The organism is Wolbachia endosymbiont (group B) of Camptogramma bilineatum, from assembly GCF_947251825.1.
In the GTDB taxonomy this organism is placed as follows: Bacteria; Pseudomonadota; Alphaproteobacteria; order Rickettsiales; family Anaplasmataceae; genus Wolbachia.
Map to the genome: position 1 here is coordinate 1545045 of NZ_OX366391.1, position 22819 is coordinate 1567863.

Genomic DNA, 22819 nt, shown 5'->3' on the forward strand with positions numbered 1-22819 from the left:
ACATGCTCTTAAACTATGCTGAAAATAGTCATAATAGGCCTTCCAAATGCAGGCAAGTCAACTCTATTTAATAGGCTAGTAAGAAGAAAAGCAGCGGTAGTTAGTGACATTCCAGGAGTAACGAGAGATAGGCGTGAAGGAATTGGAAGAATTAGTGATTTAGAGTTTAAAGTTATAGATACAGGAGGATGGAATGACCAAACCAGTTTTTCACTACAAGTTATTGAACAAATAGAGTTTTCTTTATTAAGCGCAGATGTAATTTTTTTTCTTGTTGATGCAAAAGTGCAAAACGAGCAGAACAAAGAGTTTGCAAAGTGGCTGAAGAGAAAAACGAACAAACCTGTAATACTAATAGCAAACAAATGCGAAAGTCATAAATCGGAAAATGTTGATTATTTGCAGTTCTTCAACTTCATAGGTCCGGTGTATATCTCAGCCGAACATAATCTTGGTATGATTGATCTTTATGATGTATTAGCTGGTGTTATTGAAGATTTTAACAAAAAAACTGAGCTGCCTGAAAGTGAGTCCATTAGACTGAGGATTGCAATCATCGGTCGCCCAAACGTTGGAAAATCAACTTTTTTAAACAGTTTACTTGCAGAAAATAGACTAATAGTAAGCTCAAAACCTGGTACCACGCGTGACTCTGTGGATATTTCATACGACCATAATGGGAAATTAATCACTCTCATCGATACTGCGGGAATCCGCAGAAAGGCAAATGTTGTTGATAACTTAGAATCAAGATTTGTTGAAAAAAGTATAGAGTCAATAAAGCGCTCTCATGTAGTGATTTTAATGCTAGATTCCTTGCTTGGCGTTGAGCAGCAGGATTTATCAATTGCTGAAGCTGCAATTAAAGGGGGGAAGGGAATTATCATTGTTTTAAATAAGTGGGATTTAATAGGTAAGGATGACAGAAGTAAGTTAATAAAATTTGTCAAACAACAGGAAGTGACTCGGTTATTTTTGGAAGTGCCAACTGTAACAATTTCTGCATTGAAAGGTATGCGCTGTGGTGATGTGATAGATAAGTGTCTTGAAGTGAGTGAATCCTTAAACAAGAAGATCAGCACTGCAAAACTGAATAATTGGCTAATAGATGCTGTGGAAAAACATTCTCACCCACTTATAAAAGGTAGAGAGATTAAAATGAAGTATATTGCTCAAATTGGCACCAAACCTCCAGCTTTTTCTTTGGTATGCAACGTCCCGGAAAGTGTTGATGAGAGTTATAAACGTTATTTGACTAATGTTCTTAGAAAAAACTTCTTTGTTGAAGGCGTACCAGTCAGATTGCTTTTGAAAAAGAATAAGAATCCCTATGTAAAGTAGGTAATCTTGTTTTATTAATAATATAGTTTTTTATCTTATTAACATTCTTAATAAGTAAATAATATTACTTAAATAAGTAGTTGATAAATTAATATTGTATAGTAAAGTATTAACTTGTTTAGTACTTTTGCTATGAATTATAAAGGACAAGATTTAAGGCCTGGATCTCCACATACTTTCACGGTTGATACACCTTTAGTATTTCAGTGGCTTCCAAGGCAATATGGATACCTGATTCCAGAAAAATATTTGGAGAGATTGAGCGAATGGGCAAAAAGAGAAGATACGCGTGTAGTGAAGTTAGTAATAAATGGATCTGGTTTTACTCCTACGCAACGTAAAGAGTTGGAGAATAAAATATCAAACAGAAAATTTAACCCAAACAAAAATATAGAACTTATAGATTTTAATGAGCTGGATTTAGGAGAGTATGAATTCAGCTTTCACTTACAACCAAATAAGAAAACAGAACTATCTAAATGTCCTTTATACAATGTATCTCAATATTTCAAAGATCTATACTCTATTCCAGAAAGTAAAAGATTATCTTTTGGTGTTGAGATAGACAGTATGCGTATATTTATGTTGTTAGCACTGAAGTCTCCTATGATCTATTTTGATTTTGATATCTTACCTAAAGAAGATAAGAAAGTTGGTGAGATTCAGGCTGTGCATGGCTTTTTGGTTGCTGAAAATGACAGAAAAGGTTATGAGTATGATGGTATAGCAAGTATTGAAAATGCTATCATTGCTCTAAGCGATGCTGGTAGAGTAAAAATTATGGAAATTTACAATGAAGTAAAGAATAAGTTTCAAAAAGATTATCCTTTGTTTAAGTTATCAGAACATGAGATTTACAAAATTATGGAAGAGATAGTATATTTCACTCTTTCTAATGACGTTCTTCTTCTTATATCTAGCTATCAAGATTCTAACAAACGTTACAATAGACGTTTGGAAGAAGCAAGATTGCTTATGCAAGAAACATTTGGGTTTAAAACCAATGGAGGAGAAGTTGATATTCAATATGACAATAGCTGGACGAAAAACAAGGATGAATTGTATACCAAAGAAGAAATTGCAAAAATAGATAGTGATACTAGAGTTGCAACTGATATGAAAGGGCTGATTACTGAACCAATATACAACGGCGAGCATATGTATAGAGGTGTAAAAGTAGTAACATAGTACTTAGTGTTCTATCGTTACATGAAACGTTGTCAAACAAGAGTTGACTCTTCACAGATATTGTAGTAATTCATTAACTATGTCAGATGTAAATAACAGTTCTATAATTTTTCTCTTATCAAGCGCTGTCGCTTTAATTTTTGCATATGTGCTAGAGTATTTTTTCAATATGATACCGTGTAAGTTATGTATATACGAGCGAGTAGTTTACTATGTTACAGGGCTACTTGCAGTTGCGTATATGTTCAAAGACAACAAAATCCTAGTCTATGCGATGTTTTGCAGCTATCTCATTGGTGCAATAATATCTTTTTATCATGTAGGTCTTGAACTCCACTTATTTCATGATGTTTTAGGCTGTACAGAGCAAGCAAGTGGTAACGTTAGCATAGAAGAGCTAAGAAATAATCTATTAAACCCTAACTACTCTCCGTCTTGTGACAGACCTCATTATATTTTTGGTGTTTCGTTAGCAACATGGAATCTTATTTATCTTATAGTAGCCCTGTTTGTATCAGGTAGGATATATTGTAAAGAAAGAAATTTAAGGCACAATTGGTGCAAAAAGTAGCAAGAGTAGATGCTGCATTTGTACACCGCTTAGTTGTCACCCAGTTTCCGCAATTTAAAGATCTATCTATCTGCCAAATCGTGCCCGGTGGATGGGACAATAGAACATTTCGTCTGGGTGATCACATGCTTGTGCGTATGCCAAGCGCTGCAAAGTATGCAATGCAGGTGGAAAAGGAACAAAAGTGGTTACCCAGGTTGGCACCTTTACTGCCACTTTCAATTCCAAAGCCTTTGGCAATGGGAGAGTCGTGTGAGGGTTACCCGTGGCAATGGTCTATTTACCAATGGATTGATGGCAACACCGCTGCATCTGTGCACATAGCAGATCTGAATGACTTTGCAACCAGCCTTGCTCAATTTCTCGCTGCTTTACAACGCATAGATACTACAGATGGGCCTCTTCCCGGACCACATAATTTCTATCGTGGAGGGGTACTAACAACCTATAATGCTGAGACAAAGCAAGCAATTGCCGTTCTAAAAGATAGAATAGATGCCAATGCTGCAATCGAGCTCTGGGAAGCAGCGCTAGCAAGCGCTTGGAAAGGTTTGCCAGTGTGGGTCCATGGTGACGTTAGTGCTGGCAACCTATTGGTGCAAGAAGGAAAATTGAGTGCCGTCATTGATTTTGGAGGATTGGGGATCGGCGATCCCGCTTGCGATCTAATGATTGCTTGGACGCTGCTTAGAGGAGAAAGCCGAAAAATCTTCCGTGCAATGCTTCCGTTGGATGCTAGCACTTGGACTCGTGGCCGTGCCTGGGCTTTATGGAAGGCTCTTGCTGATATTACCACAAACACGAACGCTGTCGAAGCTTGGCACACTATTAATGAAGTGTTTAGAGATTATAAACGCAATTCATAAAGTATATTTGTATGAACATTGTGATTTGAGAGCAATCTCCACTAGAAAGGATGTAATCTCAGTATTGAAATCCAGTTTTTTTATCAAAAAATTTTTTGTATAAGGAAGGTATCATACTAGTCACAGCTGTACGAACATTGTGATTTGGGCTAAAAAGATGCGAGTAGCCCCTTCGGTGTCATCTTATGTTTTTGTCATCCCAGTGCCCAGATACTGGGATCCAGAACAGGTAATAAGAAGTGCTGGAATGACATCCTGAAATTTTAGCTACAAATATTAAGAAATTTACTAAATAGAAAAAAGGCAAAAGAATCCCCCAGTAGTGAGTTTTAATAATGTAAATTGATAATGTGCTAACAAGCGTGTTTTGGCTGAAGTAGAAAAATTTTAAAAAACATGCAGCCGCTATAATTTTATGTAATTTGCCAATAAATATCTGAGTTTTTTACTGAATTTTGTTGTTAAATCTGCAGAGATTAAAAACAAGGATAAATACTCTTATTGATATAAGAAGAAAAGTGGGAAGGTTTGTCAAGCCGCTTCTATGCACCTGAGCATTGATCATACGGGTTCCATCTGTTATATATAGTCTTTTGCATACGAAGAAAACTGATGAATGAGTATGATATTACAGTTATAGGCAGCGGTCCTGGTGGTTATATAGCAGCAATTAGAGCGGCGCAGCTTGGACTTAAAACTGCAATTGTTGAAAAGGAGGAAAATTTGGGTGGTATATGCTTAAATTGGGGATGTATACCAACAAAATCGCTACTTAGAGCATCTGAAATTTATAGATTAATAAGAAGATCAGAAGAATTTGGCATAAAAGTAAAGGATGCAAGTTTTGATATACAATCAATGGTGAAATATTCAAGGAACGTTGTTGGCAAGCTATCAAGTGGTGTTGAGTATTTGATAAAAAAAAATAACATCAAAGTCCATCAAGGCTTCGGTAAACTTGCAGGTAATCGTACTATAAAAATTCTTAATGACAAAAAGGAGGAGGAAATTTCTTCCAAGCATATCATTTTAGCAACAGGTGTAAGGGCAAGAAATCTTCCTGGAATCGAAGTAGATGGAGATTTAATATGGAATGCGCAGCACGCTATGACTCCAAAGAAGTTACCAAAATCTCTACTAATCATAGGTTCTGGTGCGATAGGAATAGAGTTTGCAAGTTTTTATAGTACTTTGGGAGTTGATGTAACAATTATAGAAGTAAAAGACACTATTTTGCCGCTGGAAGATAAAGATATTTCAAATTTAGCACAAGAAATATTCACAAAACAAAGGATAAAAATATATACAAACAGTAGCGTAAAAGCTTTGACTAAAAATAAAGACTTTGCTCAAGTGTTACTAAGTAGTGGTGAGAGCAAAGAATTTGATAGGGTGATTGTTGCAGTTGGCGTGCAAGCAAACACTGAAAATATAGGTTTAGAAAATACAAAAATTAAGTTGAGTCCTTCTGGTTTCATTGAAACGAATGAGTGGTATGAAACAAGTGAATCAAGTGTGTATGCAATAGGTGATGTAGCTGGTCCCCCATGTTTAGCGCATAAAGCAAGTCATGAAGCTGTAATCTGTGTTGAGAAAATTGCCGGTAAAAATGCTCATAAGTTAAAAAAAGAGTGCATACCAAATTGCACTTACTCTCATCCGCAAGTAGCAAGCGTTGGCCTTACTGAGGAACAGGCAATAAAAAGTGGATACGATATAAAAGTAGGAAAATTTCACTCCAACTTTAATGGTAAATCTATTGCACTAAGTGAAACTGAAGGTTTAGTGAAAACAATTATAGACAAAAAAACAGGCGAACTTCTGGGTAGCCACATGATAGGAGCGGAAGTAACAGAGTTAATTAGCAATTTCGCTCTTGCAAAGCAACTAGAGGGAACAGACTGCGACATAAAATCTACGATTTTTCCTCATCCAACTATTTCGGAAATTATACACGAATCAGTACTTGCTGCAGATGATGAATCGTTAAATAGTTAAGCTAACGATCCATTGTTTTAGAGCTACAATTATCCTGATTAGGCGATTCAATTCTAATAGATTGATTACCAATATCAGATTTTTCTAACTTTTCTTTTAACCCTTCAGCTGCTTCTTTCACTTCAAGCTTTTTTTCCTGATTAAGATCCTCTGGGCTTTTTCTTTTACTGTCTAAACCTTGTTGTCTATCAATATTTTTATTGAGTTGTTCTTGCTGAGGTAGATCAACAACTGAGTTAAAAAGAGCTTTTATTATGTTTTTTAGTAAACCTCCGCTTCTGCTTTGCTCTTGAGGCTTATTTTTTACGTTAGATTCTTTTTTACTGTCACTACTTTTAGGCATTTTTAACTCAACTATCATAAAGCTTGATAAAATTTTACATGCAAAGTATTAAAAAATAATTAACAATATATTATCAAATTACTACTTACAGATGACTATTATTCTAGCAACAGGCGGTACAGGTGGGCATGTTTTTCCAGCTATAACCTTAGCAAAAGCACTAAAGGTACAAGGGCACAATTGTATATTATTCAATGATCAAAAAACCATCAATATAGAAAGTTATATTTTACCATTGTGCAAGCCAAGTGGCAACAAATTGAAGTTTCTCTTTTTGTTAATGTATAGTTGTGTATTAGCACTGTATCAAACGAGAAAATTAAAACCAAAGCTAATCATTGGTTTTGGTAGCTACTCTTCTTTTCCAACTCTTCTTGCAGCAAAGATTCTTTCTATACCTATAGTTTTACATGAACAAAACACAGTTTTAGGGAGAGTAAATAGATTCTTTTTCAAGAGTGCAAAATTAATTGCAACTAGCTTTTCAGAGACTAAGTATGCAGAAGGTAGTAAATGCGTTTTTACAGGAAATTTTGTCGATATAGAAGCACAAGGCTATTCTAGAGCTGAAACAGTTTTAAACGTGTTAATAATAGCAGGCAGTCAGGGTGCAAATTTTTTTGATGATGTAGTGAGCAGCGTAATTTGTGATCTACCTGTTGAAGTAAAAGAGAGGATTAGAGTAACGCAGCAATGTACAAAGAAAAATATAAACAAGGTCAAGAGTCTATACAAAAGTGAAGGAATTGATTGTGAGTTAAGTGAGTTTCTCGATGATATGGAAAATAAACTGGCCAATGCTCATTTGGTAATTAGCAGAGCGGGGGCAACTTCAATAGCAGAGATTACTCTTGCTGAGCGTCCTGCTGTATATATTCCTTATCCTCACTCAAAAGATAACCATCAATTTTATAATGCAAAACATATTGAAGATTCGGGAGCAGCTGTAATGGTTGAGCAAAATAGTAACGCGAAAAAGAATCTAGGAGAGTTGCTAGTTGATTTATTGCAAAATTGTCAAAAATTGCGTGATATGGCTAATAATACTAAGAAAACAAGAATAAGGAATGGAGTTACTGAATTTATTAAGGCAATAGCTCAAGAACTTAGTTGACGAATTGCTTTTTCTTTAAATGCATCCCATAGTTCTTTTTCTAGTGATTTACTATACAACTTATTGATATAAACTACTCCCGTAGGCGAAGTTGTGTTAATTTCAAGAAGGAAGTCATCTATAATATCAATGCCAACAAATATTAGCCCTCTTTTCTTTAGCTCAGGACCAATTTTATTACATATTTCAGTGTCTCTATCATTCATTTCAATAGATTCAAAACTTGCTCCAAGCCGCATATTTGTTCTGATTTCTCCGCTAGACTTTGGAACTCGCTTCATTACTCCTATTGGCTTTCCATCCAGTAGCAGTATTCTTTTATCTGTATTTATCTTTTTACAAAATGCTTGTGCAATTACAGGACATTCATATTTTGCAATCATGAGATCGACTACCACTTGAATGCTATTTTGGTCTTGTATTCTTATTACGTCATTTCCTCCATAGCTATATAGTGGTTTCAAGATGATATCCTGATAGTCGTGACAAAAATTTCTAATCATCGATATATTTTCAGTGATCAAAGTTGGAGGAATTAGCTCTGGAAATAGTGAAGTAATTAATTTTTCAGGACAGTTTCTTATTTCTGTTGGATTATTTATTACTAACGCAGTAGTCTTTTCTAAGATATAGGTTGTTGTAATGTACCGCATATCAAATGGTGGATTCTGTCTGATAAATATGATATCCATTTCATTTAGGTTGATTACTACATCCTCTTTTGAAATGAAGCTACAATCATCAACGCTGACTTTCTGAGCAAGGGCAATTGGCTGATTTAACTTGAGTGCTAAATTATTAGGTACATAAACAAAAATTTCGTACTTTTTCCTCTGCGCTTCTTTTATTAATGCAAATGTAGTATCAGTTTCAAAATTTATATTTTCATCCATTTGAAAAGCTACTTTCATTTATCCTCCCTTCCTATTACAATATACTATAGTACCATAAAAGTGTTAATAATGGAGCAAAGTATGGAATTAACAGTAGGAAATAATGCACCTGATTTTAGTTTGCCAACAGATTCTGGCGAAATTTTATCGCTGAGTGAATTTTTTGATAAAAAAAATGTAGTCCTTTATTTTTATCCTAAAGACGATACTCCGGGCTGTACAATGGAGGCAAAAGGCTTTAGAGACAAAATAGAAAATTTCTCTTCTCTTGACACAGTGATAATTGGTGTATCAAAAGATAGCGTTAAGTGCCACGCTAACTTCAAAGCAAAATATTCTTTGCCATTTTCTTTGGTTTCTGATGAAAATGCTGAAATGTTGGAAAAATATGGTGTTTGGGTAGAAAAAAGCATGTTTGGCAAAAAGTATATGGGAATAGAGCGCACTACTTTTTTAATAGATAAAAAAGGTAAAGTAGTGAAGATCTGGAAAAACGTAAAAGTTAGTGGACATGTTGATGAGGTTCTAGAAGAAGTAAGGAGAATATAAATTAAAGAATGACTACCCATTGCTATATAAAAAAACTGAAATTATATAACTTTCGTAGTCATTCAAACTTTGAACTGGATTTAGATGATAGACCAGTTGTAGTAACTGGCAAAAATGGTATTGGAAAAACTAATATACTTGAAGCAATCTCATTGCTTGCTAAAAGCAACGGAATGAAAAAAGCAAAAATCAATGAGATGCAAAATAGGCGCAGTAATGAAAGTTGGGTAGTGTATTATGATTTTTTCAATGGAGCAGAGCTTAACTCAATTGGTATAGGAAAGAATCTTAATAAGAAATTAATACAAATTGATGGGAAAACGCAGTCAAGCTACTCATCTTTGTATAGAATATCTAATGTAATATGGCTAATTCCACAAATGGACTATATTCTTCTTAATTCTCCAAGCGACAGGTTAAAATTTTTAGACCGTATAGTTTCACTATTTGAAGAAAATTACACCTATTGCTACATGAAATATAGAAAAGCTAAGCATGAGCGAAGTAAATTGCTTAGAGAGGATATTTTGGACGAAAGTTGGCTCTCTAGTCTTGAAAACGTCATGGCTACCAATGCAATTGATATTTTACGTATGCGATCATCTGTTTTAAAGATATTACAAGACACAATTGATAACCATTCCTGTAAGCTTTTTCCGAAGGCAAGTTTGAAATTCAGCAGCCAGCTAACTTTGGACGATACTGCAGAATATTTTCAGAATCGTCTAAAGGAAAACAGAGAAAAAGACTCATTAACTGGTAGAGTAACCTTTTCTGTACATAATGATAATTTTTGGGTTTTTTGCCAAAAAGGGGACATGCCAATAAATCTTTGTTCTACTGGAGAGCAAAAGCTATTACTGCTTTCTATCATCTTATCTAGTGTAAAAGCAAGGTGTATTCATTACAATAAAGCACCTCTTCTTCTGCTTGACGATATAATGTCGCATCTGGATAAAGATTACAGAAAGGTGTTAATGGAGGAGGTGTTAAGTATTCAATGTCAAACTTGGATAACCGATGTAAATCAAGATAATTTCAATAACTATCTTTGCTCTTTCAAGTTTTTTGAATTATCAAGTAAATAAATTTCAAGCGTGCTGTCATACATCAAGCTCATATTCGGTATGTAAATCTCTAATTAAAGCCTCAGCGTGTTTTTTTTGAACAACTATACTGATCTTGATTTCGGACATTGTGACAGCAAGTATTTCTATCTTTTTTTCGCTTAAAACCTTGAGTGTGCGGTACATCACTTCAGTGTTAGACATAACACCAATACCAATTATTGAAATTTTAGCTATATTATTGTTTACGACATAATTTTCATTTTTGTTCAATAACTTTGTCATTAAATCAACATCAAATTTAGAAATCAAAAAGCTTGACCCATGTATCATGTCAATTTTAACGTTTGCTCCTGCTATATTTCTTAAAGTATCCAGAGTATTTGCAAAGTTAGTAAAAGTTACAAGAGCTTCGTGAGTGCTATAAGTTATTCCAGTAATTAAGTATCTTTCCAGTACATCTTTTTCGTGTAGTACTGTAGTGCCTTCTACTTCCTCAAAAGTGGATAACACCTGCACCTTAATATTATGCTTCATTGCAAGTTGTACTGAACGATTATGCAATATTTTAGCACCAGATGACGACATCTCCAATATTTCATTGTAAGAGATAGATTTAAGCTTGCGTGCCCTTGGAACAATTTTTGGGTCTGCTGTATATATTCCATCAATATCAGTAAAATTTTCACAAGTCCTAATACCAAAGACTACAGCAAAGGCAATTGCTGAGATATCAGATCCTCCTCTACCAAAAGTAGTGATTCTATCATCGTGTATACCCTGAAAACCAGCAATGATTGCAGCAGTATAACCCTCAGCAAAAGATCTTTTTACATGGTCAATTTTTATCTTTTTTATTTTAGACTCAGAATAAAAATTATCCGTTACAATTGGTAACTGCCAGGCGAGCCATGATTTAGCATTAACTCCAACAGACAGAAGAGTGATAGCTAATAACCCGCAAGAGATTTGTTCTCCTGCTGAAAGCAGGACATCATACTCTGATAACTCTTGTCTACAATTTAAATTTGAAATTTGCCTGGCTTGAAAAGCCATTTGGTCAGTGAATCCTGCAGCAGCAGATACAACAGCAATTACATTATAACCTTTTTCAATATCGTTTTTTATTAGATTTGCAACTCGATTTAAGTCAGTTAGCGAAGTACCACCAAATTTTTTTATTATTATTTTGTTCATAGTTACAATAAGGTCAATTTCACCTTTCTAGAGAGTATAGTTGCTTAATTAAATGTGTTTTTCTGGTCACTAATTAAAGTGATAGAGGATTATTCATCTTTATCACTACCAAGGTCTTTTAACATACTGTAGTTGCCTTTTCTAAATTTACCTTTTAAAGATGTAACTCCGCTTTCGCTAATTCCACTTAAGCTTAATGCTGCTCCACCTAGCTGCAATCCAATCTCAGACGTCTCGGGAATAATTTTACTAGCCCCTAGATCTTTATAAACCTCCACATTATTCAAATCTGGTAAACGTATTATAATATTTACATGCGGGAAGTTTGTTGCAACTAGAGAAACTATTTTCTTTATAGTGACTTCGTTCTTTATTGAAACCACAAGAGCTTGAGCTCTTTCTATTCCTACTGATTTTAAAATTTCATATCTTGTAGCATCTCCAAGATATATAGGGAAACTGTCATTTTTTCCTTCTTTTACTATTTTTGATTGAATATCTACAACAACATAACTTAAATGCTCTGCAGTAAGCATTTTCGTTACCATATATCCCACTCTACCAAACCCGGCAACTATTACGTGGTTATAAAGATCTTGTGTATCTGTTTCGATTGCTTCATCGTCTAGTATTATTTTTTCAGTGCTAAATGAATTTGCTATCCAGTCTCCAATTCCCGATAAAAGAGGAGTAAAAGCCATAGTTACTGTAGTTACCATCATAAGCACTTGAGCGATTTCACTTGATAGTACATCTAATTCATCTGCTAAACGGAATAAAATAAATGCAAATTCACCACCTTGTGCAAGCAGTAATCCAGCTTGTATTGCAGGTGCACTTCTAAATCCAAAAAATCTACACAATGTATATATAATGGACGTCTTTAAAACGATAAGGATAATTGATAATAAAGTAACGAGTGGTAACTTATTGAGTAAAAGGTCAATATCAATAGACATGCCAACAGTCATAAAGAATAAACCAAGAAATAAGTCTTTAAATGGCAATACTGCATGTTCTACCGAATTCCTGTGTTCTGTTTCTGCAACTAGTAACCCAGCAACAAATGCACCTAATGCCATTGATAAATGAAATTGTTCAGTAATAAATGCTGATCCTAATATTATCAGAAGTGTTGTTGATATAAAGATTTCATTACTCTCCATTTTGGCAATAACCGAAAACAATGGCCTCAGTAATAACCTACCAGTTACAAATATCAACACCAATGCAATAGCTGCTTGTACTAATGAGCCTGCCAACGAGCTTATTAAGCTGTGTTCAGAATTGCCAGTAAGCAGAGGCACTAGTACTATCAGAGGTACCACTGCAAAGTCTTGCATTAGTAGCACTGCTATCGACAATCTACCAACTTGGCTTGCTTGAGAACCCTTTTCTTGCAGAACCTGCAACACTATTGCTGTTGAAGATAGTGCAAGCCCACCACCAATAACTGCTGCCATGTTTATGCTCACTCCAAAGGCGAGAGCAATGCACCATATTGCTATCATAGTAACTATAACTTGGAGAGAACCAAACCCAAACACATGCCTACGCATGGCGATGAGGCGTTCAAATGTCAATTCAAGACCTATAATAAACAACAGGAAAACTACTCCAAATTCTGCGAAGTTATCCATTACTTCAGCTGAATGTATCAGATTAAATCCATGAGAACCAATCAATGCACCTGCAACAAAGTAACCAAGCACTGGACTAATATTCATTTTCCAAAACGCTATTACTATAAACACAGCAGCGGAAAGTAAGATTATAATATCAAACAAATGCTGAGAGCCACTGTGCATGATATTTACCCTGTAGAATTAGACCACTTGATTGAGCAACCAACACTTGATTTTTGGTCAATTGGAGGATTGCTAGTTTTTGCAATAAATTTCATCGCTTGAAATAAATCACTACTTCCTATTTCATAATTTTGAACTTTCTCTTTTTTTGCATTGTTAAAACGTCCACGATAACGAAGTTTTAAATCAGCGTTAAACCCAAAGAGATCAGGGGTACAAACAGCACCATACTCTTTAGCTACTTCTTGGTTACTGTCAATTAAATATGGAAATGTAAACTTATTTTTCTCGGCAAAATTAATCATGTTTTCAAAGGAGTCTTCTGGGTACTTATTCACATCATTTGGCATGATTGCAACGGTGTTTACCTGATAATCTTTTTTCAACAAATTAACATCGCTTACTAGATTGCTAATAATTGATTGAACGTAAGGACAGTGATTGCATATAAACATTACAATAAGACCATTTTCCCCATAGCAGTCACTTAATGTATAATATTTGTTATCCACTCCCAAGAGATTGAAATTCTTTGCAGTAAAGTCTAAATCTATCTTAGGAGTGTCTAGCGCAACCATAGCTCATAGAGAATTATATACCGTGTATAATTTATGATCTTATTGCTTAAATGTCAAATGGTTTCTATGTACACTGTTTGCATTTAGCATTGTAATTATAAAATTTATGTTCATAACCTTCGAAGGAATAGATGGTTCTGGTAAAACAACACAGTCTGAGTTACTTACAAATTATTTCAAGCAAATTCACGGTGAAAATAATGTCGTATTGACTAGAGAACCAGGTGGTACTGATTTTGCAGAAAAAATAAGAGGATTACTACTTAAGGATAATATTGATCCTATTTCTGAACTCTTGCTGCTTATCTCGATGAGGCACGAACATATGAAAAAATTAATATTGCCAGCTATTAAAGAGGGAAAGACAGTTATTTGTGATCGATTTATCGATTCAACTATTGCGTATCAAGGGTATGGACTAGGTGTTGACTTGAGTCTAATAAGAGACTTACACAAATTAGTGGAAATTAAATATCCAGATATCACATTTATTTTAGATATTGATGTTCAAGTTGGACTCAGCAGAGCAAAGGATAAAAATAAGTATGAAGAAATGAGCATTGATTTCTATCATAAAATTCGAAAAGGATTTCAAGAAATAGCTATAAAAGAATCTAATAGATGTAATGTTATTACTGGAATTGAAAAAAAAAGTGATAATCATGTACACAATGAAATTATTGATATTGCAAAGACTTAGCTATACGTATTGAACTTTTGCTAACCTAAACAGTTACTGCATTAACCTGTGGTAAAAAATTATCAATTTTAGGTGACGTTATTTCATACGAAAGACTCTCTTTTTGATTAGCTAAAAAACTTTGTATTTCATTTTTAGGTTTTTCACTTATTGTTCTATATATTCTTGCGCGATTAATTAGCTCATTTCTACTATTCTTATTGCTTACTTCAGTTATGGTAAAAAATTGATCAAAGTGACTTAAAAGATCCTCATTCTTTATTAAAGATGCAATATCATCAATGTCTTTTACGTATAAAGCAAGTTTGTGCGCTTTGCTACGATCCTCAAAACAAAAGTATGTTACAAAACTTATTTTTTGTGGTATCTCTTGTTTTTGCTAGCAAAGATTCGATCTCGTCTTGGCAACGCATTCTCTTAACTGACTCAGCAGATACCTAGAACATTTTCTACTACAGATTTTTTCTCACAACCAAAAAGAAACGTATAATATCCCATAGACAGAGTCAAGAGAAGGAATATAGCTGGAAGCAAGAATGGAGCAAGTACATTTTGCGATCCAGGAAAGATAAACCAGATAGCAGTTGCTGCTGATACAGCTAAAAATAACCCTGACATAACGAGTTTTATTTTTCTTCTGTATCCGTTATCAATAACCGTATTTACGCCAATAAAAGCCACATCAACCATTGCTCATACCTCACTAAAAGTAATATTAGCTTAATAATAGCATTGTTGTGATAAGAAATCAATATTATGAATATTTTAACTAATTTATAAAATCATCCAACCAAATAGAAAAAAGGCAAAAGAAGTCCCGAATAGCAAGTTTTAATAATTTAAATTGATAATGTGCTAACAAGCGCGATTTGGCTGAATGTAGAAAAAGTTTAAAAGACATGCAGCCGCTATAATTTTTGTGTAATTTGCCAATAAATATCTGAGTTTTTTTACTGAATTTTGTTGTTGAGCCCAAAAACAAGGATAAATACTCTTATTGATATGATAAGAGACTGGTAAAGTTTGTCAAGTGATTCTTCTATCCGAAATCACAATGTTTGTACAATTGAAAGATGGTTGCGGGAGTAGGATTTGAACCTACGACCTTCAGGTTATGAGCCTGACGAGCTACCGAGCCGCTCCATCCCGCGTCGTTGCTTATTTATTATTATATGCGTAATAATAATAAATAAAAGAATAAAATCACACTATTACATATATTTATATATCTATTAACCTTTCTTAACATGATAGTAAATTATATACATAACAATCTGTGCAATGAAAAATATAACTTGATATTGTGGTTCCCTGTTTTTCAGTGTGCAGGAATTTTAACATATTTCTCATTAAATTTTGAACCAAGCTGTGCTTTCACTATATCTATTTTTCTCTTGCTTTCACCTATACTAATTCTGATTGCAATATTATACAGGAAATACGCAATATTATGCATTTCTTTAATTGCAGTGCTCATAGGATTTACAGCCAGCAAATTCAGAACAGATTCAGTTAATACTCACATTCTTGATAAGGAAAGGTATGTGAAAGATATTGTTGCTACAGTGAAGGATATTAACGATAGGAGCTCATATAAACAATTTTTGCTTTATGAAATAAAAAACACGAAGTTTAAGTTAGATAGCATCAGAATATCAGTTAGAACCAAAGCGGAAGAAGGCATTAAAATAGGGGATCAAGTAAAATTATCAGCAAAACTCTTTCCTCCAAAAATTGCGCCTTCGGAATATACATATGATTTTGCAAGAATAGCATATTATCAGAAAATAAATGCTACAGGCTTTGCAACAAGCAAAATAGTCCTGTACAAAAAGGCTGAAGCAAGAAAATTTCAAGAGTATATAGAATCTTTTCGTCAATATATCTATGAAAACCTACAGCAAAATACCAAAAAGCCACACGCGGACATAATCTCTGCATTATTAATTGACAAAAAAGACGGGGTAGATCAAAAAACTATGAATGCGATACGAGATTCAGGTATAGCACATTTATTCGCTATATCTGGTTTACATTTATCGTTTGTTGCTGGTCTATTTTTTATAGTATTCCGTAATTTATTTGCAATATCTGAAACTTTGACTCTTAAATATAACACTAAAAAAATATCTGCATTCTTTACTATCTTGCCAACTACCTTTTATTTGTTGATTACCGGTATGCAAATTTCTGCTCAGCGTGCCTACATCATGGTGATCTTGGTACTTGTTGCAATAATCATAGAAAGGAAATATCGAGGATTAATAGCAATTGCGTTTGCTGCTTCGGTGATACTCATAGTGGAGCCAGAAGCAATCTTAAAGCCAGGTTTTCAAATGTCATTTTCTGCTGTTTTGGCACTAGTTGCAAGCTATCAGATCAATGCTAATAAGTTATTCAAAATAAAAATAATAAAATATTTTGTGTCGATAATGATCAGCTCAATAATAGCAAGTTTAGCAACAGTTCCATATACAATATATAATTTTAACTATTTTTTAATCAGCAGCATTATCACAAATTTGATTGCTATACCAATAGTTACACTCATTATTATTCCACTTGGAATAATTTATGTTTTATTGATTCCTTTGGGTACTCAGTGGATTATAACGCCTCTCATGGAACGCCCAATTGACAGCGTTTTATATATAACAAACGCAATTGCCAGTCTTCAGTATTTGGTTGTTCCTATTCGCACTTTTCCTGCCTCATTAATTATTATAATAACGCTTGGGTTATTGTGGCTATGCTTGTGGGAAAGGAATTGGCGTTTCTTTGGAATTTTCTTTATTGTGCTAGGTATTTTCTCTAGCGCTATGTATACAACTCCTGACATTCTAGTCAGTGCTGATAATCTTGCTGTAAAAGAAGATGACAATTTACTATATTCCCTTACTAGAAAAAACAGAAATTTTGTTGTCAAAACGTGGGCAAAGCAAAACGGGCAGAATCAAATTGTGAATCATACTAAATTCAGTAATTCAAACAAAAGGCTAAAATGTAATGATTATGGCTGTATATATAATAAAGGAAATAATAAGTCAGTGTTGCTAGCTCACAAAAGAGAAGATATTTTAGAAAATTGTAACAATGTCGATCTAGTAATTCAGTTAAGCAAGTTTAACTATCCAGCTTGCAATACTAAAATCATCAAATACGCTGACTTAGAGGCATATGGCACACACTCTGTTTGGCTAACAGATAGTGGTATAAAGGTTAGTAAAGTGCGTTCTAATCGTCCTTGGCATAAGCCAAAAACTTGTTTTTAAAGTATCATTTATATATAATTACTTAATTAGGATGTGAGGAAATTTATGCCTTTAGATACAACAAATCCTTTCAATGTTAAAGTAGATCATAATTTTGCCAAAATAGATGATGCTATTGTTTTTTTTCCTAGGTTATGGCGTGCAACAAAGAAATATTCTGTAAGTAACACTCTACCCATAGCGACTGTAAATATTTGGCTTATGTAGCTGCAATAATAATAACCCATAATGATCTAAGGTTTATTACAGATATTTTTAACCCAACATTCATGCCAATTTACACTTTGGTTTCTATTATTCTTTTAACAACTTTTGTAGCCTCTTCTGCTATGAGATATATGCATAAGCAGGAGATAAAAGAAGGAGAAAAGTTGATAGAGGAATTAATAAATAATAAAATTAGAGGTGGCAAAGACAACGAGATGAGTGAAATCGCTGAAAATGCTCTAAAAATAGAGATAAAACCAAATTTAAGTTTTACAAGTCACAAAAAAGCAAGCTTTTCAATGATTTTGCCAATCTCTGAAAATTAAAAAAAATATTAGATGATCAAAGACAAGAGAATAAGAATAAGGCAATTTTTCTTACCATACCATATGTAATTAGTGCTGTAATTATAGTTGGTGCGTTAATACAAAATAGACTGAGCTTTGCCAATATTCAGGATTTGGAATGGGCCATAGTTGCACTGGCTAGTATCATTGCTATTGTTGGGATATGTATAACATTCAGCAAGCAAAAAAACAACGAGATAAACAATAATCATAATATTGTTAAAAAGTTTAACAATTTGGATATTCTCTTTCCATTCAGAAGAGGTGGGGTTGTATCAGTAATGGAAAAAAAGACAAAAGATGAAGAAGAAAATGATTCTACATCTCGATTGATAAAATTACTTGATAAGCACTTGACTGATTTTACAGATAAAATTGTTGACTCACTTGATAAGCAGTTAGATGAAGTTAAAGGTCTACTCGATAATAAGCTTCTAAAGCCTGCAAATGATGAAATTAAAGAAACACTTGTTCATCTACGAAGAGTCAGAGAAGACATCAAAGAAGATTTGGATGAGTTGCACAAGGAAATCTCGCCCATTTTAAGTGAAGCTAAAGGGCTGGTAAAAAGAGCAAGTTCACTAAACATTGAAAGTATTTTTTCTAGTTTAGATAATGCTATTAAAATCGCTGAAGATAAGGTTGAGCGATTTGAACCAAGCAGATTTGTTGGCTTTTTTAAATCTGGGGAAAGCACAGTTAGTGATGATCCTTTGTTTATAGATATGTTGGAAAAGCAAAAAAAAGAGGCGGAAAAGATAAGGAAGAAATTAGAGGAAGAGCTAAAAAAAGTAAAAGATGAACTAGAAGAATTAAAGAATAAACAAACTCAATCAACCGAACCTAATAGCAGTGAAGGCAGTATTACTGCTACTTCTCTTGAAAAACAGCGAGATGAAGAGAAAAAAGCAATAGAAAAAAATAGATTATTAAAATCAAAAAAAAGGATGAAAGAGCTGGAGCAAGAAAATGCAAAATTGGAAAAAGAATTATCTGAACAAGAAAAAATGGATGAATGGAGAAAAAAAGTTAACGGTAAAGCAAGTGGCTTTCTATATTATTTATTAGAGTCTATTAAGCTAGAAGAAAAAGATAAAAAAGAAGAAAAGAGGGAGTTAACGCTACGGAATTTTGATAATAAAATAATAATTTACTGGAAAGATGGCTCTCAAACAATTTGCCACATTAAAAAACAAGACGGCCTTCAAATTCAACCTAGTACAAAAGTTGATTTTGTGAATCCAGATGTTCATGCAGCATTTGAAGTAGCATGTTCAGGACTTTAAATATTAGTAGTGAAGAGAAAAAATTAAGATTAGATACTTATGTAGCTAAAAAATGCAACATATCTCGCAGTAAAGCGCAAAGATTGATACAGAATGAGCAGGTGAAATTACTTGGTATACCGATAATTAATAATGATCACATAGTAAAACCAGGTGAAGAGTATGTGGTGCATCTCATTCAACCTGACATATCCACATCAATTGAGCCTAATTATGACATAAAACTTGATATCGTCTATGAAGATGATGACATTATAGTTCTGAGTAAACAAAGTAGATTAACAGTACACCCAGGTGCTGGAACAAACAATGATACACTCCTGAATGCAGTGATCGCTCACCTTGGCAAAATTCCATATACAAATACAAGACCAGGAATTGTTCACAGGCTTGATAAAGATACTAGTGGACTCATGGTAATTGCAAAAAATGAACAATCCCACAGCTTCTTGTCTGAACTGCTATCAAATCGTAAAATAAAACGGGAATACTTAGCAGTAATTTGGGGAGCATTACCTAATCTGCAAGGAACAGTAAAAACCCATATTGCTCCAAAACGCAGTAATAAAGAAATGATGTGTGTCACAAAAACAGCAGGTAAATTAGCAATCACTCATTATTCAGTGAAGAAAATTATAGGGCAAGCAAGCCTGGTTAAATGTACTTTGGAGACAGGCAGAACACACCAAATTCGAGTACACATGAGCCACATAGGACATTCTGTAGTTGGTGATCAAGTTTACGGAAAAAATAGTAGTAAAAGTGGTAGGGTCGAGAACTGGCGCGCCTCTTTAGGGTTTGGTGGCTGATCCATTATTTTCATGTTGGGCCTCAATCCAAAATTCCCATATTTACGTTTCCAGCTCCCGCCTCGTCAAACGCAGCATGCAGTTTTCCCGCACTACGCTTTCCTAGTAGATTCTTTACCAAAGTTTATAACATATTGTACTGGGGCTGCTTTCGGAACATAATATCTTAATCTATAGTCTTTATATAGACCTAGTGTTTCGTATATCCATTCGCTACTCCACCTCTCCCAGCCAAATCCCTTTGCTTTTCTGGCTTTCATTAAGTTGCGTCTTACTTTCTTCTCTACCCATTGTTTTACGTAGTTGAAGCTTCGACTTGAGTTTCCTATCCTAAAGTAGTTTGTCCACCCTCTCAATATTGGATTGATGATTTGAATCACTTTCCATATTGGTTGCGATTTGTAACACCGAAATACTTCCTTCAACTTCTGAAGTAGGTTTGTTCGTGTTTTCATCTGCGGTGTTGTTTGCACCCTCCACTTTCTTTGTTTTGTGATCTTCTCTCGAAAATCAAATCCTAGAAAGCTGAAAGTCTCTCCTTCTTTTAGGTTGATTACTTTTGTCTTTTCTTTATTTACTTCTACTTTTAGATTTGCTAATTCTTCTTGTAACCTTTTGTATACTGATTTCTCGAGCCATTCCCATTTCTGGTGTCCATCTATCAGTATCACTAGATCATCTGCCCATCTTGCGTATTCTATATGTCGATATTTTCCTTCTTTATTCACCTCTTTTGCCTTCTCTAGCATTTTATCTACCTCATTGAGGTATATATTGCTTAATAGTGGTGAAAGTGTTGATCCTTGCGCTATTCCTCGTTTCCCTCCTACTTTGAGTACTAGCTTGATCAGGTGCATGATTTCTTTATCATTTACTCTTTTAGAAATCTTTTCCATAAGAATGTGATGTCGCACATTGTCAAAGTAGGATTTCAGATCTACATCAATAACTTTTGTATTGCCTTTGATTGCTGCTTTCGCTACCCTGTTTATTGCTTCATGCGCCTTTCTCTTAGGTCTATATCCATATGATCCGTCCTGAAAGTCAGATTCAAATATTGGTTCAATTATTAGCTTTAGTGCTGTTTGCACTATTCTGTCCCGGATGCAGGGTATGTTCAATGCTCTGTGTTTTCCCCCAGCTTTTGGTATTTCCTTCCTCCGGTTCCTATTTGGGCTATAGGTCTTGGTTATTAGTTCGTGTCTTATTTGTTGAAGATACTTTTCTAAGCCTTCTGCCTCTATCGATTCAAATGTCACCCCGTCTATTCCTGGTGCCCCATTACTCTTCTTTGTTAGCTTATATGCTTCTTCTAGTGTCTCCATCTTGCAGACGTGAACATAGATTCCCCAGAATCGCCATTCCGGTTCTGCTTTCGCTTTGGTATATATCTTTCTTCTCAGGTCTTGTAGTTTTATTGGCATTTTTATCATTTTACCTTTACCTCCCTTTTGTTAAAGATTCCTACTAGTAGGGTGCCTTTGCTCCATGAGCGTTACCTCATTTCTTCACTACTACACACCCATCCGCCACCCTTTCATCTTCAGTTCATTTCCTGTTTTCCAGTTATAGAACCTACCGCTCCAAGGTATTTCTCCTTGGGATGAGGAGGGTTTCTCCAGTTGCTTTGTATGTCCTCATTACCATGCTGCCACTACCACCCCGCTGAAGTAGATATGCTGTATCATTCGGATTTCAGCTATCTATTTTGCCTTCACCCTGTTTCCGTGGGCTCAGCCTTCAGTATTTAGCTTCGAGGCCACCTATGTGTTCGCTTTCGCTACGGCCTGGTAATTCGCCATTATCCTACGATAACGTTGTCGGTAGGCTTCAACACTTTGGTTTCCCTACATGTTGCTACCCAAGCTACGGGACTCCGACTTTTATCCCGGTAGGTCTATCTCCTACTGAACATACCAGCCTTTGCTGGACGCACAAAAACATGCTAAAAACTCTGACTTTATCCGTAATTTCAATAGACAGGCACTACATGCTCACACGCTAGGCTTATATCATCCAAAAAGTAAAGAATATATAGAATTTGTTTCTGATTTACCACAAGACATGCAAGTCTTAATCGGTGAATTTGAAAATATATCTTAACAACATTCATATCAATATTATCATCCATGTTATCAAGAAATTAATTAATGAGAGAAAAACTGCTGCACTACCTAGATCTTTCACTTTTTTTGAAAGTATATGTTGTTCACTGGAAATACGCTCAATTGTTGTTTCAAAAGCAGTGTTAATAATTTCTACAATTAACACCAAAAATAGGCTACTTACCATTACTGCACGTTCTAAATTACTTACATCTAAAACAAACAAAGTTGAAACACATATTATAAAAAGCAGTAACTCCTGTCTAAACGCAACTTCTGATACAAAAGCTGATTTTATTCCTTCACAGGAGTATTGAATTGCTTTTATTAGACGAGTAATGCTTTTCTTCATTATCAATTTTGGAAACTCAATGAACCACACTTATTGCACTCAGGTAAAAAATGCATGAAAATACCTTTCAGTCGTGATCACTTACAAAGATTTTTAAGTTAAAGTCTAGCATATTGTTTGAATCAAGAAAATTAGTACAAAGCCTTTCAACAAACGCTCAAGGCAGTTATATATTGATACTGACACAAAAATCCTTTAATTAAATTTCTCTCGCCTTAGCTTACACGA

General features: G+C 34.4%; 22 protein-coding genes, 1 tRNA gene and 1 pseudogene. 15 read left to right on the forward strand and 9 right to left on the reverse strand.

Annotated elements, in window-relative coordinates:
* Positions 1–15: 15 nt before the first annotated feature.
* From der to lpdA, 5 genes are all read left to right on the forward strand, one after another.
* Positions 16–1341 (forward strand): ribosome biogenesis GTPase Der, encoded by a 1326-nt coding sequence (der, locus tag OPR44_RS07930; protein ID WP_265014883.1) that lies wholly within the window; start codon positions 16–18, stop codon positions 1339–1341.
* 132 nt (positions 1342–1473) lie between these two features.
* Complete coding sequence (locus OPR44_RS07935; RefSeq protein ID WP_265014884.1) at positions 1474–2529, forward strand: hypothetical protein; 1056 nt, start codon at positions 1474–1476, stop codon at positions 2527–2529.
* A gap of 79 nt (positions 2530–2608) precedes the next feature.
* A complete protein-coding gene (locus OPR44_RS07940) occupies positions 2609–3100 on the forward strand; it encodes a disulfide bond formation protein B (protein ID WP_265014885.1) in 492 nt (163 codons plus the stop codon).
* On the forward strand, positions 3088–3966 hold the full coding sequence (locus tag OPR44_RS07945) for an aminoglycoside phosphotransferase family protein (protein WP_264376007.1): 879 nt from the start codon (positions 3088–3090) through the stop codon (positions 3964–3966). The genes OPR44_RS07940 and OPR44_RS07945 overlap by 13 nt, the downstream gene beginning before the upstream one ends.
* 612 nt (positions 3967–4578) lie before the next feature.
* Entirely contained in the window at positions 4579–5964 is a 1386-nt protein-coding gene (lpdA, locus tag OPR44_RS07950) for a dihydrolipoyl dehydrogenase (RefSeq protein WP_265014886.1), read from the forward strand.
* A gap of 1 nt (position 5965) precedes the next feature.
* Here lpdA and OPR44_RS07955 read toward each other — a convergent pair whose 3' ends face one another.
* Positions 5966–6325, reverse strand: a complete 360-nt coding sequence (locus OPR44_RS07955) for a hypothetical protein (protein WP_214303140.1) — start codon at positions 6323–6325, stop codon at positions 5966–5968.
* 73 nt (positions 6326–6398) lie between these two features.
* On the opposite strand from OPR44_RS07955, the gene OPR44_RS07960 reads away from it, so the two are divergent.
* Entirely contained in the window at positions 6399–7421 is a 1023-nt protein-coding gene (locus OPR44_RS07960; protein WP_265014887.1) for a UDP-N-acetylglucosamine--N-acetylmuramyl-(pentapeptide) pyrophosphoryl-undecaprenol N-acetylglucosamine transferase, read from the forward strand.
* On the opposite strand, the gene gshB is transcribed toward OPR44_RS07960, so the two are convergent.
* On the reverse strand, positions 7406–8332 hold the full coding sequence (gshB, locus tag OPR44_RS07965; RefSeq protein ID WP_264375202.1) for a glutathione synthase: 927 nt from the start codon (positions 8330–8332) through the stop codon (positions 7406–7408). The two genes, OPR44_RS07960 and gshB, sit on opposite strands and share 16 nt — an antisense overlap.
* A 63-nt stretch (positions 8333–8395) precedes the next feature.
* Here gshB and bcp point away from each other — a divergent pair, with 63 nt between their 5' ends.
* Both bcp and recF read left to right on the forward strand, forming a co-directional pair.
* On the forward strand, positions 8396–8863 hold the full coding sequence (gene bcp / locus OPR44_RS07970) for a thioredoxin-dependent thiol peroxidase (protein WP_010403789.1): 468 nt from the start codon (positions 8396–8398) through the stop codon (positions 8861–8863).
* Between the two features lie 8 nt (positions 8864–8871).
* On the forward strand, positions 8872–9951 hold the full coding sequence (recF, locus tag OPR44_RS07975) for a DNA replication/repair protein RecF (RefSeq protein ID WP_265014888.1): 1080 nt from the start codon (positions 8872–8874) through the stop codon (positions 9949–9951).
* A gap of 15 nt (positions 9952–9966) precedes the next feature.
* Here recF and OPR44_RS07980 read toward each other — a convergent pair whose 3' ends face one another.
* The 3 genes from OPR44_RS07980 to OPR44_RS07990 all read right to left on the reverse strand — a co-directional run bounded on the left by OPR44_RS07980 (position 9967) and on the right by OPR44_RS07990 (position 13513).
* Entirely contained in the window at positions 9967–11127 is a 1161-nt protein-coding gene (locus OPR44_RS07980; protein ID WP_265014889.1) for an aspartate kinase, read from the reverse strand.
* Between the two features lie 89 nt (positions 11128–11216).
* Positions 11217–12935 (reverse strand): monovalent cation:proton antiporter-2 (CPA2) family protein, encoded by a 1719-nt coding sequence (locus tag OPR44_RS07985; protein ID WP_264375200.1) that lies wholly within the window; start codon positions 12933–12935, stop codon positions 11217–11219.
* Between the two features lie 5 nt (positions 12936–12940).
* Positions 12941–13513 (reverse strand): thioredoxin family protein, encoded by a 573-nt coding sequence (locus tag OPR44_RS07990; RefSeq protein ID WP_265014890.1) that lies wholly within the window; start codon positions 13511–13513, stop codon positions 12941–12943.
* Positions 13514–13619: 106 nt separating this feature from the next.
* On the opposite strand from OPR44_RS07990, the gene tmk reads away from it, so the two are divergent.
* A complete protein-coding gene (gene tmk / locus OPR44_RS07995) occupies positions 13620–14213 on the forward strand; it encodes a dTMP kinase (protein ID WP_265014891.1) in 594 nt (197 codons plus the stop codon).
* Between the two features lie 426 nt (positions 14214–14639).
* Here tmk and OPR44_RS08000 read toward each other — a convergent pair whose 3' ends face one another.
* Positions 14640–14903 (reverse strand): hypothetical protein, encoded by a 264-nt coding sequence (locus OPR44_RS08000; protein WP_264375198.1) that lies wholly within the window; start codon positions 14901–14903, stop codon positions 14640–14642.
* A 384-nt stretch (positions 14904–15287) separates the two neighbouring features.
* Positions 15288–15364: transfer RNA gene (locus OPR44_RS08005), tRNA-Met, on the reverse strand.
* A gap of 96 nt (positions 15365–15460) precedes the next feature.
* On the opposite strand from OPR44_RS08005, the gene OPR44_RS08010 reads away from it, so the two are divergent.
* The 5 genes from OPR44_RS08010 (at position 15461) to OPR44_RS08030 (ending at position 20134) form a co-directional block, all read left to right on the forward strand.
* On the forward strand, positions 15461–17485 hold the full coding sequence (locus OPR44_RS08010; RefSeq protein ID WP_265014892.1) for a ComEC/Rec2 family competence protein: 2025 nt from the start codon (positions 15461–15463) through the stop codon (positions 17483–17485).
* A 45-nt stretch (positions 17486–17530) separates the two neighbouring features.
* Positions 17531–17692: a hypothetical protein gene (locus OPR44_RS08015; RefSeq protein WP_265014893.1), complete on the forward strand. Its 162-nt coding sequence runs from the start codon at positions 17531–17533 to the stop codon at positions 17690–17692.
* A complete protein-coding gene (locus OPR44_RS08020) occupies positions 17680–18018 on the forward strand; it encodes a hypothetical protein (protein WP_265014894.1) in 339 nt (112 codons plus the stop codon). Before OPR44_RS08015 ends, OPR44_RS08020 begins: the two co-directional genes overlap by 13 nt.
* A gap of 134 nt (positions 18019–18152) precedes the next feature.
* Entirely contained in the window at positions 18153–19325 is a 1173-nt protein-coding gene (locus OPR44_RS08025; RefSeq protein WP_265014895.1) for a coiled-coil domain-containing protein, read from the forward strand.
* The gene (locus OPR44_RS08030; protein WP_265014896.1) at positions 19310–20134 is read left to right on the forward strand and encodes an RluA family pseudouridine synthase; all 825 of its coding nucleotides are present in this window, start codon (positions 19310–19312) and stop codon (positions 20132–20134) included. Before OPR44_RS08025 ends, OPR44_RS08030 begins: the two co-directional genes overlap by 16 nt.
* A 92-nt stretch (positions 20135–20226) precedes the next feature.
* Here OPR44_RS08030 and ltrA read toward each other — a convergent pair whose 3' ends face one another.
* The gene (gene ltrA / locus OPR44_RS08035) at positions 20227–21567 is read right to left on the reverse strand and encodes a group II intron reverse transcriptase/maturase (RefSeq protein ID WP_265014897.1); all 1341 of its coding nucleotides are present in this window, start codon (positions 21565–21567) and stop codon (positions 20227–20229) included.
* Positions 21568–22072: 505 nt separating this feature from the next.
* Between ltrA and OPR44_RS08040 the strand changes: the two are divergent.
* A pseudogene (locus OPR44_RS08040) lies at positions 22073–22237 on the forward strand (RluA family pseudouridine synthase); the annotation flags it as partial.
* Positions 22238–22243: 6 nt separating this feature from the next.
* Here OPR44_RS08040 and OPR44_RS08045 read toward each other — a convergent pair.
* Positions 22244–22591, reverse strand: coding sequence for a diacylglycerol kinase (locus OPR44_RS08045; RefSeq protein WP_007302306.1), 348 nt, complete (start codon positions 22589–22591; stop codon positions 22244–22246).
* Between the last annotated feature and the right edge of the window lie 228 nt (positions 22592–22819).